Annotated in this window: 16 protein-coding genes; 10 read left to right on the plus strand and 6 right to left on the minus strand. The window is 64.5% G+C overall.

Annotated elements, in window-relative coordinates; genetic code table 11:
• Positions 1-95 precede the first annotated feature (95 nt).
• Positions 96-1,658 carry an NTF2-like N-terminal transpeptidase domain-containing protein gene (locus CH290_RS24795; protein WP_033190298.1) on the plus strand — a complete coding sequence of 521 codons (1,563 nt, stop codon included), beginning with the start codon at positions 96-98 and terminating at the stop codon, positions 1,656-1,658.
• An 11-nt stretch (positions 1,659-1,669) separates the two neighbouring features.
• The gene (locus CH290_RS24800) at positions 1,670-2,407 is read left to right on the plus strand and encodes a sulfite exporter TauE/SafE family protein (RefSeq protein WP_033190297.1); all 738 of its coding nucleotides are present in this window, start codon (positions 1,670-1,672) and stop codon (positions 2,405-2,407) included.
• On the opposite strand, the gene CH290_RS24805 is transcribed toward CH290_RS24800, so the two are convergent.
• The 3 genes from CH290_RS24805 to CH290_RS24815 all read right to left on the minus strand — a co-directional run bounded on the left by CH290_RS24805 (position 2,404) and on the right by CH290_RS24815 (position 5,024).
• Positions 2,404-3,852, minus strand: a complete 1,449-nt coding sequence (locus CH290_RS24805; protein WP_033190296.1) for a peptide MFS transporter — start codon at positions 3,850-3,852, stop codon at positions 2,404-2,406. The two genes, CH290_RS24800 and CH290_RS24805, sit on opposite strands and share 4 nt — an antisense overlap.
• A gap of 45 nt (positions 3,853-3,897) precedes the next feature.
• A complete protein-coding gene (locus CH290_RS24810; protein ID WP_094620583.1) occupies positions 3,898-4,281 on the minus strand; it encodes a DUF3054 domain-containing protein in 384 nt (127 codons plus the stop codon).
• A gap of 191 nt (positions 4,282-4,472) precedes the next feature.
• Complete coding sequence (locus CH290_RS24815; RefSeq protein WP_019667830.1) at positions 4,473-5,024, minus strand: YceI family protein; 552 nt, start codon at positions 5,022-5,024, stop codon at positions 4,473-4,475.
• A gap of 145 nt (positions 5,025-5,169) precedes the next feature.
• Here CH290_RS24815 and map point away from each other — a divergent pair, with 145 nt between their 5' ends.
• On the plus strand, positions 5,170-5,940 hold the full coding sequence (map, locus tag CH290_RS24820) for a type I methionyl aminopeptidase (protein WP_020112339.1): 771 nt from the start codon (positions 5,170-5,172) through the stop codon (positions 5,938-5,940).
• Here the strand turns inward: map and CH290_RS24825 are convergent, their stop codons facing one another.
• Both CH290_RS24825 and CH290_RS24830 read right to left on the minus strand, forming a co-directional pair.
• Positions 5,941-7,086, minus strand: a complete 1,146-nt coding sequence (locus CH290_RS24825) for a lysylphosphatidylglycerol synthase transmembrane domain-containing protein (RefSeq protein WP_371828597.1) — start codon at positions 7,084-7,086, stop codon at positions 5,941-5,943.
• A gap of 30 nt (positions 7,087-7,116) precedes the next feature.
• A complete protein-coding gene (locus CH290_RS24830; RefSeq protein WP_019667833.1) occupies positions 7,117-8,571 on the minus strand; it encodes an adenylate/guanylate cyclase domain-containing protein in 1,455 nt (484 codons plus the stop codon).
• A gap of 253 nt (positions 8,572-8,824) precedes the next feature.
• On the opposite strand from CH290_RS24830, the gene CH290_RS24835 reads away from it, so the two are divergent.
• From CH290_RS24835 to CH290_RS24850, 4 genes are read left to right on the plus strand one after another with little or no spacing between them, the layout of a single operon-like run.
• Positions 8,825-10,018: an AI-2E family transporter gene (locus CH290_RS24835; RefSeq protein ID WP_033190294.1), complete on the plus strand. Its 1,194-nt coding sequence runs from the start codon at positions 8,825-8,827 to the stop codon at positions 10,016-10,018.
• Positions 10,011-11,159, plus strand: coding sequence for a MacS family sensor histidine kinase (gene macS / locus CH290_RS24840; RefSeq protein ID WP_019667835.1), 1,149 nt, complete (start codon positions 10,011-10,013; stop codon positions 11,157-11,159). Before CH290_RS24835 ends, macS begins: the two co-directional genes overlap by 8 nt.
• Positions 11,156-11,806: a response regulator gene (locus tag CH290_RS24845; RefSeq protein WP_020112333.1), complete on the plus strand. Its 651-nt coding sequence runs from the start codon at positions 11,156-11,158 to the stop codon at positions 11,804-11,806. The genes macS and CH290_RS24845 overlap by 4 nt, the downstream gene beginning before the upstream one ends.
• A gap of 42 nt (positions 11,807-11,848) precedes the next feature.
• Positions 11,849-12,073 carry an autophagy-related protein 2 gene (locus tag CH290_RS24850; RefSeq protein WP_230594016.1) on the plus strand — a complete coding sequence of 75 codons (225 nt, stop codon included), beginning with the start codon at positions 11,849-11,851 and terminating at the stop codon, positions 12,071-12,073.
• A 38-nt stretch (positions 12,074-12,111) separates the two neighbouring features.
• Here the strand turns inward: CH290_RS24850 and CH290_RS24855 are convergent, their stop codons facing one another.
• Entirely contained in the window at positions 12,112-12,501 is a 390-nt protein-coding gene (locus CH290_RS24855; protein WP_033190293.1) for an SRPBCC family protein, read from the minus strand.
• Between the two features lie 171 nt (positions 12,502-12,672).
• Here CH290_RS24855 and CH290_RS24860 point away from each other — a divergent pair, with 171 nt between their 5' ends.
• From CH290_RS24860 to CH290_RS24870, 3 genes are all read left to right on the plus strand, one after another.
• The gene (locus CH290_RS24860; protein WP_208601210.1) at positions 12,673-13,779 is read left to right on the plus strand and encodes a glycosyltransferase; all 1,107 of its coding nucleotides are present in this window, start codon (positions 12,673-12,675) and stop codon (positions 13,777-13,779) included.
• Positions 13,780-13,815: 36 nt separating this feature from the next.
• Positions 13,816-14,484, plus strand: coding sequence for a DUF1707 SHOCT-like domain-containing protein (locus CH290_RS24865; RefSeq protein ID WP_019667840.1), 669 nt, complete (start codon positions 13,816-13,818; stop codon positions 14,482-14,484).
• Between the two features lie 70 nt (positions 14,485-14,554).
• Positions 14,555-14,782 carry a hypothetical protein gene (locus CH290_RS24870; protein ID WP_033190291.1) on the plus strand — a complete coding sequence of 76 codons (228 nt, stop codon included), beginning with the start codon at positions 14,555-14,557 and terminating at the stop codon, positions 14,780-14,782.
• Positions 14,783-14,974 lie beyond the last annotated feature (192 nt).

Consider the following 14,974-nt stretch of genomic DNA (forward strand, 5'->3'; position numbering starts at 1 on the left):
TCTAGTGAATATTGTGACTCATGAGTTCTGTGGGGATGCCGGTTGTGCGCCGGATACGCGGCCGCTACGTGGTTGCTGTGGGGGCAAGTCTTGCTGTGACGTCGACTGTTGCGTTCTGGGCGCTGGACAGTCCGCCCAGTGAGGGCGAGCGCGTCGTGGACCAGTTCGTGGCGGCGCTGAACGACCGTGATGTCCAGGCTGCGGCGGCGTTGACCACGTATCCGAACGCTGCGGCTGCGAGTCTCCAACAGATGTTCGACGGTTTGGCGGCGGGCGGGCAGTCGACGGGGGACTTCGAGGTCGGCCAGTTCATCGATCTGAGCGGCGACTCGGGATTCTTCACCGTCGATTCCGACTGGCATTTCCGTGACGGTCAGGATTGGGCCTACGACACCCGCGGCACGGCGAAGAAGCTCAGTGTCGGGTGGCGCATCGCGTGGGAGCCGGCTGTGGTGGCGCCGGACATGGTGCCGGGTGGTTCGGTCCGGTACGTACGCACCGATGCAGCGCCGCCGTTGGTCTTCGATTCGGCTCGGAACGTGCTGATGAACGAGCGGACGATCAACGCCGTTCTGCTCGACCCTGCGCAGATGCCGGACCCAGCGGCGTCCACCGCGCAGCTCGCCGATGTCATCGACGTCGTCGCCCCTCTGATCACGTCGGACTCGCTGCTCACCGAGTTGGCGGCGACGCCGGGCAGTTCGGTGCTCGCCGTCAATCTGCGCGACGACGACTTCGCGGTGCTCGAGGATGATCTCAGGGCCATTCCCGGTGTTGTCATCACGCAGACGCCGAAGCTGATCGCGGGGGACCGCCGGATCACGTCGCCGCTGCTGGACTCGTTGCGCGACGCGTGGCAGCAGAACCGTGACGCGACGGCAGGTTGGGCCGTCGACGTCATCGGGCCCGACGGCACCTACGTTCGGCAGGCAGGCTTCCAGGGGCCTGCCGGTCCGGATCTGCAGTCGACGCTCGATCCGCGGGTCCAGCTCGCGGCCGAGGAAGCGGTGGTCAGTGCGCCGTCGTCGGCCTCGATCGTGGCCATCGCACCCTCGACCGGTGCGATAGTCGCCGCTGCCCAGAACAGTTATGCCAACGAGCAGGGCCAGATCGCGTTCTCGGCGATGTATCCCGTCGGATCGGCCGCCGATCTGCTGGCGGTCGACGATGTGGATCCGACGAGTCTCGGTTTCGGCGTGGACTATTCGATGCCGGGCCTGAACGCCTACACGGGGCAGTTCCCGTCGAGCAGCAGTTCCATCGATCGCTTCCGGAACGTCGGGAACACGTCGTCCGACGTCACGGTCACCCCGTTCGGTCTGGCCCAGATGGGTGCGGCCGTGGCGAGAGGCGGCGCGACGCTGCCGTCGATCGTGGCAGGTCAGACGGCGACCGCGAGCAAGGAGACGGCAGCGATTCCCGAGTCTGCGTTGCAGCGTCTTCGGGAAATCTTCCAGAACTCCGCGCAGGACGAGGGTTTTGCTGCCTACGACGGCTTGACCGGTTTCGCCGGCAATTCGGACGACGACCGTTGGTTCATCGGCACCCGAGGTGACCTGGCGTTCGCGGTGTACATCGAGGATGCGTACGGCACCGATCAGGCCGTGAAGATGGGCACACAGATGCTGACTGCATTGGACTCCGGCACCACCGAGTAGCTTTACCCTTCGTGACTCTGCTCGAATTCGGACTACTCGTCGTCGCCGGTTTCTTCGCCGGCCTCGTGGGTTTCGTGACCGGGTTGGCGTCACTGGTGTCCTATCCGGCGCTGTTGATGGCAGGCGTACCGCCGGTCGCCGCGAATGTCACCAACACGGTGGCGATGGTGGCGGTCGGAGTCGGGGCCACCACCAATGCGTCGAGCGAGATCGCCAAGGACGGAAAGAAACTCGTCCGATTCGCGGCGATCTCCGGTGCCGGTGGGCTCGCGGGTGCACTGTTGCTGCTGTTCGCGCCCGAGGATTCCTTCGAGGCCGTCGTGCCGTTTCTGGTCGCCTTCGCCGCAATCGCGCTGCTGGCTCAGCCGCGTATCCGGAAATTGGCTGCCGGAGGCGAATTCCCGCGTTTGTACCCCGTGTCGCTGTTCTTCGTGGCGATCTACGGGGGTTACTTCGGTGCAGGAGCGGGCGTGATCTTCCTGGCGCTGGCGTTGATCTGTACGTCCGATTCGATCTGGCGCGCAAGCATTCTGAAGAGTTTCTTCCTCGGCATAGCGAACGCAATCGCTGCTCTGGTCTTCGTGTTCTCCGGTGACGTGCACTGGCTCGCCGCGCTTGCCCTCGCCATCGGGGCGTTCGCCGGTGGCTACTGCGGACCCCCGGTGGTGAAAGTCATTCCGCCGACGGTGTTGCGGATCACCGTCGGCGTGCTCGGACTCGGCTTGGCCGCCTGGCTGTACCGGGGTTAGCGAACCCCGCTCATCATCTTCTTGATCCACGGCGTGAGGGCGACGAGGACGACACCGACGGCAATGGAAGCACCGCCGACCGTGTAGAAAAACGGATTCGGGTTGTCCTGATCGTAGTAACCCGCAAGCGTGCCTGCCATGGCCGAGCCGAGCGCGACGGACAGGAAGAACAGCGCGACCATCTGCGTGTGGAAGTTCTCCGGTGCGAGCTTCGTGGACAGCGAAAGTCCGACGGGCGAGAGGAAAAGCTCCGCGAACGTGAACAGCAACAGAATGCCGATGAGCGCCAGCAACGGCATGAATGCACCCGCGAGCGAGGGCACGAACGCCAGGAAAGCGAGACCCATGATGGACACGCCCGCTGCGAATTTCAGCGGCGTCGACGGCTGACGGTCACCCAGCTTGGTCCACACAGCCGCGAACACACCGGCGAAGATGATGATGAAGACCGGGTTGATCGACTGCACCCAGTTGGGTGGGAACTCCCAACCGAACAGGTTGCGGTCCAGCTTGGAATCCGCGATGAGCGGGACGGTCGTGAACTGCTGCTGGAACAGCGACCAGAACGCGGCGCTCGCGATGAACATCGGAATGAACGAGATGACGCGTCGGCGTTCGATCTTCGTGATCTGCTTGCTGGAGAGAATGATTGCGAAGTAACCGATCGCGGCGACGACGGTCACGCCCACCACCACGTCGGACAGGTTCGACGCGGTGAGTGCGCCGAAGATCGCGAGTAGTGCGACGGCAACGATCGCGACGACTGCGATTATCGCCCACCGTGCACGCTCGGCGCCGGGAAGCGGATTCGGAGGCGTGGCTCCGATGGTGCCGAGGTGCTTGCGGCCGAGGGTGTATTGAATCAGTCCGAGCGCCATACCGACTGCCGCCAAGCCGAATCCGGCATGGAATCCCGCGGTGTCCCACGCCAGACCGGTCAGCAGTGGGCCGACGAACGCACCGAGATTGATGCCCATGTAGAAGAGCGAGAACCCGGCGTCTCGACGATTGTCGTGCTCGTCGTACAGATCGCCGACGAGGGACGTCGCGTTCGCCTTGAGGCCGCCGCTACCGAATGCGACGAGGACCAGACCCACTCCGACCCCGAGGAAACCGGGAAGAAGTGCCAGGGCGATATGGCCGAGCATGATCAGGACGGCGCTGTAGAACAACGTGCGCTCCGAGCCGAGGAGCCTGTCCGCGATCCATGCGCCGAGGATGGTCGAGAGGTACACCGTTCCGCCGTAGGCGCCCACGATCGACGTCGCCGAACTCTCCGCAATTCCGAGTCCGCCGTCGGCCACCGAGTAGTACAGGTAGTAGATGAGGATGCCTTGCATCCCGTAGAACGAGAACCGCTCCCACATCTCCACGCCGAAGAGGTTCGCCAGCGCGAACGGCTGCCCGAAGAACGCTGTGTCTTGCTTGCTCTGAACATCGGCCATTAGTGAACTGTCCCATGCTCAGGCGGCGAATTGGGGGAGATACGGTCAGTTTTTCGGGGTCGGCAACAACTTCGCGAGTGCGCGCCACCCGAGCAGGAAAACAGCAAGCACCGTCGACGCGACGAGAACGAAGCTGAAGGCCGTTCCCTGCCCACTGATCACCCTGAGAATCATCCCGACGACGACCGTCGACACCCAGACGACGATGCCCGTCGGGACAATCAGATACGCGTCGAACTTGTCCCGATACAGCGCCCACGATGCAGCCCAGCCGACCGCGGCACCTGCCACGAACGGCCACGCCGTGTGCACGAGACCGGTGATGGCGCCCGCCTCGTCATGGCTGCGCCGGCCGATCGCGCAGAACACGATCACGAGAATCAGATCGACGACGGCGGCGAAAATCGGGCTGCGCTTGGTCACCCACACAGAGTAAATGGGTCGTTCCTGCCGGCTCCACTCCCGTCCACATGGGTCGTTCCTGCCGGCTCCACTCCCGTCCACATGGGTCGTTCCTGCCGGCTCCACTCCCGTCCACATGGGTCGTTCCTGCCGACATACGAGAGCACCGGGCGACCGAAGAGGTCACCCGGTGCTCAGGTGGAGAGAGGCGGGCTGCATCAAGCAGCGAGGCCTGCCTCGATCTCGAGGGTCAGTGCGATCTTGTCACCGACGACTGCGCCGCCGCCTTCGAGGGGCATGTCGATGGAGATGCCGAAGTCGCGACGGTTGATGGTGGTGCTGGCCTCGAAGCCTGCGACCGGGCCTGCGCCCATTCCGGGGTTGACGCCGTTGAACTCGAGCTTCAGGTCGATGGACTTGGTGACACCGTGGAGGGTGAAGTCACCGGTGACCACGAAGTCGCCGCCGTCGGCCTTGACGGAGGTGGAGGTGAACGTAGCGGTGGGGTACTTCTCGACCTCGAAGAAGTCGGCCGTCTTGAGGTGGCCGTCGCGCTGCTCGTTGTCGGTGGTGATGGAGGTGACGTCGATTTCGGCGTTGACCGAGGGGGTGCCGTCCTCCGCGACCGTGATGGCGCCGGAGAAAGCCTGGAAGCGGCCGCGAACCTTGCTGACGACGAGGTGGCGTACCGAGAATCCGACGGTGGAGTGCGCCGGGTCGATGTTCCAGGTGCCTGCGGACAGTTCGGGCAATGCGATGGCGGTGGTCATGACAACTCCTGTTTGATTGAAGGTTCAACACGCATAGTACATAAGCGGACCGCGGTCCGCATCTATTCCCGGGAGACGTTTTCGATTCGTCGACCGGTATAGTTCGGCCGGTATAGTTATTGGATTGTTTCGGGAAGGCCCTACCGTGATCGAGATTCTGAACCCCAGCCAGGTCGCCCTGGCGCGCGAGACCGGCGCACTCGTCGGTGAGATCCTGCAGACCATGAAGAGCCGTAGCGTCGTCGGAACCAATCTGCTCGACATCGACCGGTGGACCAAGGAAATGATTCTCGGGGCAGGTGCCGAGTCCTGCTACGTCGACTACGCGCCGTCCTTCGGTAGCGGCCCGTTCGGTCACTACATCTGCACGGGCGTCAACGACGCTGTTCTGCACGGCCGCCCTCACGACTACACCCTCGCCGACGGCGACCTGCTCTCGCTCGACCTCGCGATCCTGCTCGGAGGTATCGCCGCGGACTCCGCCATCAGCTTCGTCGTCGGCGAGACGAAGCCCGCGGACAGCGTCGCGCTGATCGACGCCACCGAGCGCGCGTTGGCCGCCGGAATCGAGGCCGCGGGTCCGGGCGTGAAGATGGGCGACATCTCCCATGCCATCGGGTCGGTCCTCACCGGTGCCGGCTACAAGGTCAACACCGAATTCGGTGGGCACGGAATAGGTTCGACGATGCATCAGGATCCGCACGTCTCCAACAGTGGCCGCAAGGGCCGCGGCTACACGCTCAGGCCGGGTCTGCTGCTCGCCCTGGAGCCGTGGGTGATGGCCGATACCGACAAGTTGATCACCGACACCGACGGCTGGACGCTCAAGAGTTCCACCGGATGTCGCACCGCGCACAGCGAGCACACCATCGCCGTCACCGACGACGGAGTCGAAATCCTCACGCTCGCACGGTGATCAGGCAGGTTCCGGATCCGACCTGTCGATCTTCGGCTGGACGTCGAGGTGGAGGTTCCTGGCCTCCTGCTTCTCCAACGCGATGTCGTACCCCAGGTCCTCGTGCTGGTGTTTACGGAACAGCACGAGAAAGACGATCCAGCCGACGACGGCGACGAGGATGAAGCTGACAGCGCGGTAGACGAACGCCGCTGCCACGGCCTGCGACGCGCTGATCGACGCCGCGCTGGTCAGCAGCGCGATCAGGGTGGCGTCGACGATGACGAGTCCGCCGGGAGCAAGCGGCACCGACCCGACGGCCTTGGCGGCGGCGAACGCGAACAGCAACCCGGACAGGCGGGGATCTGCGCCGACGGCGAAGCACGCGAAACCGAGGCAGGCGACGTCGGCGAGACGATGCACCGCCGACCAGCCGAGCGTCAGGCCGGCGTCTCGCTTACCGAGCTGTACCGATTGAACCTGTTCGATGATCTCGTCGATCCGCTCCTGCCCGGCATCGGCAGGCTGATTGCGAAAGTCGTTCACCTTGTTCAGAACCCACCGCGCCGCACTGCGGATGGACCGAGGGTGCGCCGAGACGTACCGAACGGCAAGAACGATCGCCAGCACACCGGCGATCGGAAGCACCAGTGTGAAGGTGTTGACCGATCCGCCGACGAGCAACGCGCCCGCGACGCCGAGGACAGCCAGCCCGGCAGCGGCGATGACACCCGATATCGCGAGCTGCCACGACGCGACGACGGGACTCGCACCCCAGCGTCGGGTCTGGCGGTACGTGAACGCCGTCGAGAACACCTGACCGGCGGGCAGCGTCAGAGACATCGCAGTGCTGCCGTAGATGACGGCGACGGACTTGGCCTGACGAACCCGCACACCGCCTGCCTGGAGCAACTGCTTCTGCACCCGCCCGAACGCGCTCAGCGACACGGCTTGGGTGAACACACACGCGGCGAGCCAACCCCAATGGATCTCGGTGAGCGCCTGCCAGGACTCGTGCAACCGCGGCCACAGATAAATGCCCTCGCCGACGAGCAGAGCGATCAACGCGACCCCGGCGATCCACTTCAGCCAGCGGAGGCGGTTTCTCCGGCCTCGGTTGCCTGCCTCAGGAGCGCCGGCCACATGCTCGGGTCTCGGTTCGGCCACCTTCACAGGGTAACCACACGAGTCGAACGTTCACGGGTGCTCCACGGGCCATGCGAGGTGGGTGAGGCGTCGTCTGCCGCGTAGTTGGACCTGATCTCCGAGCTCCCAGTGTTCCTGTTCCTCGTCACTTGCGAAGTACAGAGCGGACGTCGACGCCAGCACGCGGCCGGGCCGAAGTTTGGACAATTCGGTCAAACGAGATGCCTCGTTGACCGGGTCTCCGATGACGGTGTACTCGAAGCGTTCCTTAGCGCCGATGTTTCCTGCCACCGCAAGGCCGGCCGACACACCGATGCCGATGTCGAGTCCGACGATGTCGTCGAGGGCAAACCGCAGGTCACGTGCGGCAGCCAATGCTGCCGTCGGAGCGTCGGGCCGGTCCAGCGGCGCCCCGAAGATCGCGAGGGCGGCGTCGCCCATGAATTTGTTGACGAAACCGTGGTGCTGATCGATCACGTCGACCACCACACGGAAGAACTCGTTGAGAAGCTCGACGACTTCACCGGGTGGGCGCTCCGACGCCGTGGCCGTCGATCCGACCATGTCCACGAACAGCACCGCCACGAAGCGAGTTTCCCCGCCCAATTCGGTACCGAATTGCAATGCGCGTCGGGCCACGTCCTCGCCGACATGCTGACCGAACAGCTCCCGCAGCACTCGACGCTCGGCCGATTCCTCCATCATCCGGTTGAAGCCGACCTGCAGTCGACCGATCTCGCTGCCGTCGAACACGTCGACCTCGACGTCGTTGTCCCCACGCTGGACACGCTCGATCGCCCGGCGAAGCTGGCGAATGGGATCGGAGATCTGACTCGCCGTCAGCATCGACAGAATGAACGCCTGACCGATCGCCAGGACACTGAGCAGGATGATCGCCACCGCGAACGAATCGGTGGAGAACACCAGATCCGTCGTCAATTGCGTCGCGCACAGCAAGATGATGCCGATGACGGGCATCAACGTGCCCAGACCCCACGTCATCGCCATTCTGGTCCCGACGCCCGGCGTCATCGTCCGGTCGAATCGGCCCTCGCTGAGAGCCATCGCAGCCACCGGCCGCAGGATTCTCTCGCCGAGCATGTACGTGAAACCGAACGTCACCGTCGCCGCCATGACCACCGTGACGATCACCGCCACCGCCAGCGACGGCATCTCCGTCACCGTGAGCAGCACGAACAGGACGCCGCCGATGACCCACAGGACGAGATGCACGATCGCCTGTCGCAGCGGCGCATGCAGCGTCGCCATCTGCTCCTTGCGGTTCGGCGGGCCACCGCGCAACTGCCACCGAATCACACTCCGCAACGTCCGAGCTGCGTAATACAGACTCACCGCACCGGCTGCGACCAGATACGCCCCGAACACGTACACATTGCGAACACGATCCGCGACGATCGACTGCGACTCCTCGATGGGAAGCCCGTACCGCACGAACGCGAACACCAACACCGCGCCGAACAGATTCGACAGCAACATCGACAACATATAGAGAGGCCAGCGACTCTTCAGGGTGAGCGAGACCGCTCTCAAAGATGCCAGCACGGGTTAAATTTACCGGGTGACCGAACGCGAGCCGCAGGCAGAAGCGTCAAAGGTACTTCCCAGCCGTCCAGCACCCCCTCCAACAGCGGCCCCCTCCGGTCATTCCGCAGGCTCCACTCCTGGCCTATCTGGTCATTCCGCAGGCTCCACTCCTGGCCTATCTGGTCATTCCGCAGGCTCCACTCCTGCCGATTCGGTGCATCCCCTCGTCCGGATCGGCGCCGAATGGACCTGGCGTCTGCTGGTCATCTTCGCCGGCTTCATCACGTTCTGCTACGTCGTCGCACGGCTGGACACCGTGGTCATCCCCCTCGGCCTCGCGTTACTCGCGTCGGCGATGCTGCTCCCGCTCGTCGACTGGATGCAGCGACGCGGCGTGCCGAGGGCCGCGGCCGTCGTGATCGTCATCATCGCGAGCATCGGCGTCGTCGCCGGGATCATGACGTTCGTCGTCGAGCAGTTCATCGAGGGGCTACCGCAGTTGGGTGACCAATTCACCACGTCGATCAACGACGTCCAGCGGTGGCTGGCCGACGGGCCCTTCCACATCTCGCAGGATCAGATCAGTCAGGCGAGCGAGAACCTCGTCAAGGTCATCCAGGACAACCAGGCCGCAGTGACGTCGGGCGCCTTGACCACTGCGACCGTCATCGGCGAAATCCTCACCGGCGCCGCGCTGACGCTGTTCATCCTGATCTTCTTTCTGTACGGCGGAGACCAGATCTGGGAATTCGTCACCAGACTCGCCCCCACCGGAGCGCGACGGCGGATCCGCCTCGCCGGCAGTCAAGGCTTCGGATCCCTCGTCGGATACGTGCGCGCGACGGTCGCCGTCGCCGCAGCCGACGCCATCGGAATCGGCGCGGGTCTGGCCATCCTCGGCGTACCGCTCGCACTTCCGTTGGCATCGCTCGTGTTCATCGGAGCGTTCATTCCGATCGTCGGTGCGTTCGTCACCGGATTCGTGGCCGTGTTCATCGCTTTGGTGACCAAGGGCTGGCTGACGGCGCTGATCACGCTGGGTATCGTCGTCGCCGTCATGCAGCTGGAAGGGCATGTGCTGCAACCGTTGCTGCTCGGCCGTGCAGTGCGATTGCACCCGCTCGCGGTGGTACTGGCCATCACCGTCGGCATTCTGCTGGCCGGAATCGTCGGTGGCCTGCTGGCCGTCCCCATCGTCGCCGTCCTCAACACTGCGGTTCGGTCGTTGCTCGCCGACGATCCCGACGAGGTCTACGAGGAACTGGAAGAACACGATCCAGGGGAGCCTCTGTTCCCGGCCGAGGCCGACAGCCCGCATCCCCACAATCGCGAACTCGACCCGGGCAGTCTGAGCACCCCGAATCTGTCGAAAGAGACCGGCTCGGAACGGAAGCCGACCGATGGGTGACGCTGTCACGCCGCTGTGGCGGGCCTCGCAGGCGTTCCGTCTGATCACGTTGATCTACGCGATCAGTTATCAGGTGGCCTCGATGTCCTACTACAGCAATGCTCGGCTGAGCTGGTTCTTCGTGGCGTTGATGGCGGTATGGACCGGTCTGTCCGCTGCGCTGCTGTCGAGGGCGACGCTCCCGCGGTGGAAGGTGGTACTCGCCGACCAGATCGTCGTGATCGGGCTGATGGCGTCGACTCGCCTCGTGTCGGAATACGAGTGGTACAGCACTCACCAAACCCTCCCGACGACGTTGTGGGCGACCAATGCGGTCATTTCGGCGGCAATCCTGTTCGGGCCCAAGGGCGGTATCGCGTCAGGCATCCTGTTGTCGGTGGTCAGTGCTGTGGTGCGCGATCAGATCGATCTGGATCTGTGGACCGATGCGACCGCACCGGTTCTGGTGTCCGTCGGTCTTGCGCTCGGGTTGGCGAGCAACACCGCCCATCGAGCGCACGCCGAACTCCAGCGCGCGGCCCGACTCGCGGCAATCACCGAGGAAAGAGAACGTCTCGCCCGGCAGGTGCACGACGGTGTGCTGCAGGTCCTCGCGCTCGTTCGCCGGCGTGGATCGGAAATCGGTGGTGTTGCAGGCGAACTCGCCGAGCTGGCGGGTGAACAGGAAGTAGCGTTGCGAATGCTCATCTCCGAGCAGGGGGAGCCGAGCCGAGTCGACGCCACCCAGGCTGAAGTGGACTTGCGCAGCCTTCTTCGTCCCTACGGCAGCACCACTGTCTCGGTGTCCTCCCCGCCGGATCCGGTGTTGCTCGACAGGTCGGTGGCCGAGGAACTCTCCGCCGTGGTCGACACTGCACTGTCCAACGTCGCGCTTCATGCAGGCGAGGGTGCTCGAGCCTATGTCCTGCTGGAGGACGTCGACGACATGGTCATCGTCAGCGTGCGCGACGACGGCGACGGTATCGCTCCCGGCCGACTGGCGGCTGCGGAAGCCGAAGGGCGGATGGGCGTGTCGAAGTCGATACTGGGCAGGGTCTCGTCGATCGGCGGAACGGCTGTGCTGGACACCGACGTCGGCGTCGGAACCGAATGGGAGATCAAAGTGCCGAAACAGCGGAACGACCCGAAGGACAAACGATGACGCAGGAGCAGATCACCGTCATGGTCGTCGACGACCACCCCATGTGGCGCGACGGCGTCGCACGGGATCTGGAGGCCGCGGGATTCGACGTCGTCGCGACGGCGGACAGCGTCGGCGCTGCAGGAAGGCGGGCGAAGGCCACACAGCCCGACGTCGTGCTGATGGACATGCATCTGCCGGACGGAAACGGAGCCGACGCGACGAGCAAGGTTCTCGAGGGCTCGAAGAACAGCCGAATTCTGGTGTTGTCCGCATCGTCCGAACGGGAGGACGTACTCGACGCCATCAAAGCGGGTGCGACGGGGTACCTGGTCAAGAGCGCGTCGGCCGACGAACTGTACGAGGCCGTCCGTTCCACCGCTGCGGGGCAGGCGGTGTTCACGCCCGGACTCGCGGCGTTGGTTCTGGGTGAGTACCGGCGGATGTCGAGCGCGCCGGAGGGAGAGCGAGACTCTCGCCCGACGTTGACCGAACGCGAGACCGAGGTTCTTCGTCTGGTCGCAAAAGGGTTGAGCTCCAAGCAGATCGCCACGAAGCTGACGCTCAGTCATCGAACCGTCGAGAATCATGTGCAGGCCACGTTGCGCAAGCTGCAACTCGCGAATCGAGTCGAATTGACGCGCTACGCGATCGAACAGGGTCTGTAGCCGAGTGTTTGCGTGCCCGCGCGGACGGGCACACCTGAACGCATGACCGATACCGACAAGCCCGTCGACACCACCGTCGATCCCACCGAGAAGACGCGCGGTCAAGATGCCGACACCGGGCAGAGCGCGAACGAGCGCGGACGCGCAATCGAAGAGTTCGACGAGCACATCGACGGATCCGGTGATTCACCGTCGTTCCCGACGCCCGATCCGGACGACGTGACGGACACTCCGACGGACCCGAAGACCACCACCCGCACCGAGTGACGCCCAGGCTGGGCAGGCGGAAGTCCTGGCCAGCCTGTTCAGCGCCGGACGAGGCGCCCGATGGCGCACCGCGCGTACGGCAGGTACGGGAGCACGAAGGCCGGCGGTCCGTCCAGGGTCAGCCAGGTGCGGCTCCCGTCCGGCCGCGACGCTACCCCGTGGGTGAGCGTCAGCCCCAGCTTGCGATTCTTGAACCAGACTTTGGACGTCCACGTCCAGCCCGCTTCGTCTACATCGGTCACCTCGAAGTCGAGTCGAAGCCACAGTGGGCCTTCGAGCCGGCCGAACGACTGTGTGCACACGCGCGACATGGAGTATTCGACGGACACGATCTGCGTTGCCCACGACGACCACTGGCGTGGGTCCATGTACCGCTCCCACACCGCACCGGCTCTCGCCTCCCCAACGGCATCGATCGTGATCTCCATCTCCACGAATTTACCCGGGGATTCGCCGAGAAAAACGTGGTGAGCGGTCTATTTGGCGGTTAGGCAGTGCGGGGAAGGTCGTTGTCCGGATTCCCGACGTTCAGAGTCCTCCCACTCGTCGTTCTCCTACTCGTCGACGAACGGTCACGGCGCGTGGTCACACTCGACGCAGTGCGCATCGTGCAGCTTGCGAACTTCTACGGACCGCGTTCCGGCGGTCTTCGAACCGCCGTGGATCAATTGGGTGCGGGCTACACGGCGGCCGGCCACGAGGTGATTCTGGTCGTGCCAGGAGAGCGAGCGACCGAGACGATCCTGCCGTCGGGGGTTCTGCGCATCACCCGCCCTGCAGGCAAGATCCCCTTCACCGGTGGCTATCGCGCGGTCAATCCTCGATCGACGGCCGGACTCCTGAGTGCGCTGCGTCCCGACGTCGTCGAGGTGTCGGACCGCCTCACGCTGAGAGGGATGGGGAAGTGGGCAGCCCGGCGCGGAGCTCGAAGCGTGATGATCTCCCACGAGCGCCTCGATCGCCTACTCGGGCAGATGATGCCCGACGCGACGGCACGAGCACTCGCCGACGTCGCGAACCGTCGCACAGCCGAGACGTACGACGCCGTCGTGTGCACCACCGCTTTTGCACGACGCGAGTTCGAGCGCATCGGCGCCACCAACGTCTCGCAGGTTCCACTCGGCGTCGACCTCGACATGTTTCATCCGGGCAGACGCGTCGGCGATTCCGCGTCGCCCTGGCATCGGGGCTGTGGCCGACTGCTCGTCCACTGCGGTCGATTGTCGGTGGAGAAACGGGTGGACCGCAGCATAGATTCGGTTGCTGCGCTTCACCATTCCGGATTCGATGTCCGGTTGGTGATCGCAGGCGACGGACCGAGGCGCGCCGGGCTCGAACGGAGAGCCCGAGGGCTCCCCATCGAGTTCCTCGGATTCGTCGACGGGCGTGAGGAACTCGCCGCCCTGCTCGCGTCGGCGGATGTCGCGGTGGCGCCGGGCCCGCACGAGACATTCGGGCTGGCCGCACTCGAATCGCTCGCCACCGGAACCCCCGTCGTCGTATCGAGGTCGTCCGCGCTGGCCGACATCGTGACCACCGACTGCGGTGGGCGCTTCGACGACACCGCAGACGGATTGGCGACGGAACTGTCGAGGGTGTTCGACCTACCCGCTCCAGCCCGACGGACGGCCTCGCGGGCCAGGGCGGAGCAGTTCGGCTGGCCGCTGTCGGTGGCGGGGATGCTGAGCGTGCTCGAATCCGCATGATGGCCAGGTTCGGCGTCGACACCTATCCTGGAACGCATGGAGGCGAGGGATCTACGAGTGTCCGACGCAGAGAAGGAGCATGTGGGTCAGCTCCTGCAGCGCGCAGTAGGGCAGGGCATGCTGTCACTGGGCGAATTCACCGAGCGGATGGACACGGCGCTGGCCGCCAAGACCCGCGGTGAACTGAACTCCGTCCTCGCCGACCTACCTGGCATGCAAATCGCCGAGGAGCACCGCCCGCCCAGTCCCACTCCGTACAACGCCGTCCCGGCGCCTGCCTATCAACCGCCGACGCATTCGCCCTGGCAGGGGCACGCAGGAAACGCTCACGGCGGTCCGGGCGACGTGGTGCGCGGAACGATGTCCACGGTGTCGCGCAAAGGGCCGTGGCACGTGCCGCCGAAGTTGTCGATCCAGAGCAAGATGTCGACGATCACGCTCGATTTCACACAGGCGATCATGTCGACTCAGGTGGTCGAGGTGACCGTCGACGATTACTGCAGCACAATCTCTCTCGTTGTCCCCGAGGAGGCGACGGTCGACCTCAACGGCCTCGACACCGTGGGCGGCAGCGCCAACAACAAGGTCCGCACCGGCCCGCCCATCGGCCGATTGCACGTTGTCGTGCGCGGCAAAGTCCGCTTCGGCTCCGTCACCGCCAAACACCCACTCGGAACGTCGTTCCGACGGATGTTCGGACACTGATCGCGCTTCGGGGTGAATCTCAGGGTCGACCCCGATTGACGACGCCCGTACCTGGCGAAACGATGAAGTGATGCAGATCCAACAAGTGTGGCCATTACTGGCAGTCCGTACGCGATCGTGGTTGATCGAACACAACGGTGAGCCGCTCGACCCGTATGTTCAAGCCGAACTTCTCTCCGTCGCGGGAGATTCGCCCGACCCGGCGTGGTGGGCCGGGCATTCTTCGGCAGATCAGTCGGAACTGACCGACGCCGCCGTCGACTGGATCGAGTCGGTGGCAAACGACGAATTGGATTGATCGACCGTAAGTTTCAGGCTGTTGCTCGATCAGCTGTCTCGTCCGGTTCGCTCGAGTTCGCGGACGATCGAAGTATCCAGCAACTCCGACGGTATGGGAACGTGTGTTCGAAAACTTGTCGGTGGGTCTGGTTATGGTGGTGTCATGCTCATGGGGGATGAGGGTTCGGGGACAGCGGTCGGTGACTCGGCG

The organism is Rhodococcus sp. 06-156-4, assembly GCF_002259345.1.
Lineage (GTDB): Bacteria > Actinomycetota > Actinomycetes > Mycobacteriales > Mycobacteriaceae > Rhodococcoides > Rhodococcoides fascians_E.

Bases quoted from the DNA above. Each gene is read 5' to 3' on its own strand.
- CH290_RS24815 (WP_019667830.1), bottom strand. From the start codon at position 5,024: ATGACCACCGCCATCGCATTGCCCGAACTGTCCGCAGGCACCTGGAAC.
- CH290_RS24805 (WP_033190296.1), bottom strand. From the start codon at position 3,852: ATGGCCGATGTTCAGAGCAAGCAAGACACAGCGTTCTTCGGGCAGCCG.
- CH290_RS24845 (WP_020112333.1), top strand. From the start codon at position 11,156: ATGACGCAGGAGCAGATCACCGTCATGGTCGTCGACGACCACCCCATG.
- CH290_RS24850 (WP_230594016.1), top strand. From the start codon at position 11,849: ATGACCGATACCGACAAGCCCGTCGACACCACCGTCGATCCCACCGAG.
- CH290_RS24870 (WP_033190291.1), top strand. From the start codon at position 14,555: ATGCAGATCCAACAAGTGTGGCCATTACTGGCAGTCCGTACGCGATCG.
- CH290_RS24865 (WP_019667840.1), top strand. From the start codon at position 13,816: ATGGAGGCGAGGGATCTACGAGTGTCCGACGCAGAGAAGGAGCATGTG.
- CH290_RS24830 (WP_019667833.1), bottom strand. From the start codon at position 8,571: ATGTTGTCGATGTTGCTGTCGAATCTGTTCGGCGCGGTGTTGGTGTTC.
- CH290_RS24855 (WP_033190293.1), bottom strand. From the start codon at position 12,501: ATGGAGATCACGATCGATGCCGTTGGGGAGGCGAGAGCCGGTGCGGTG.
- macS (WP_019667835.1), top strand. From the start codon at position 10,011: ATGGGTGACGCTGTCACGCCGCTGTGGCGGGCCTCGCAGGCGTTCCGT.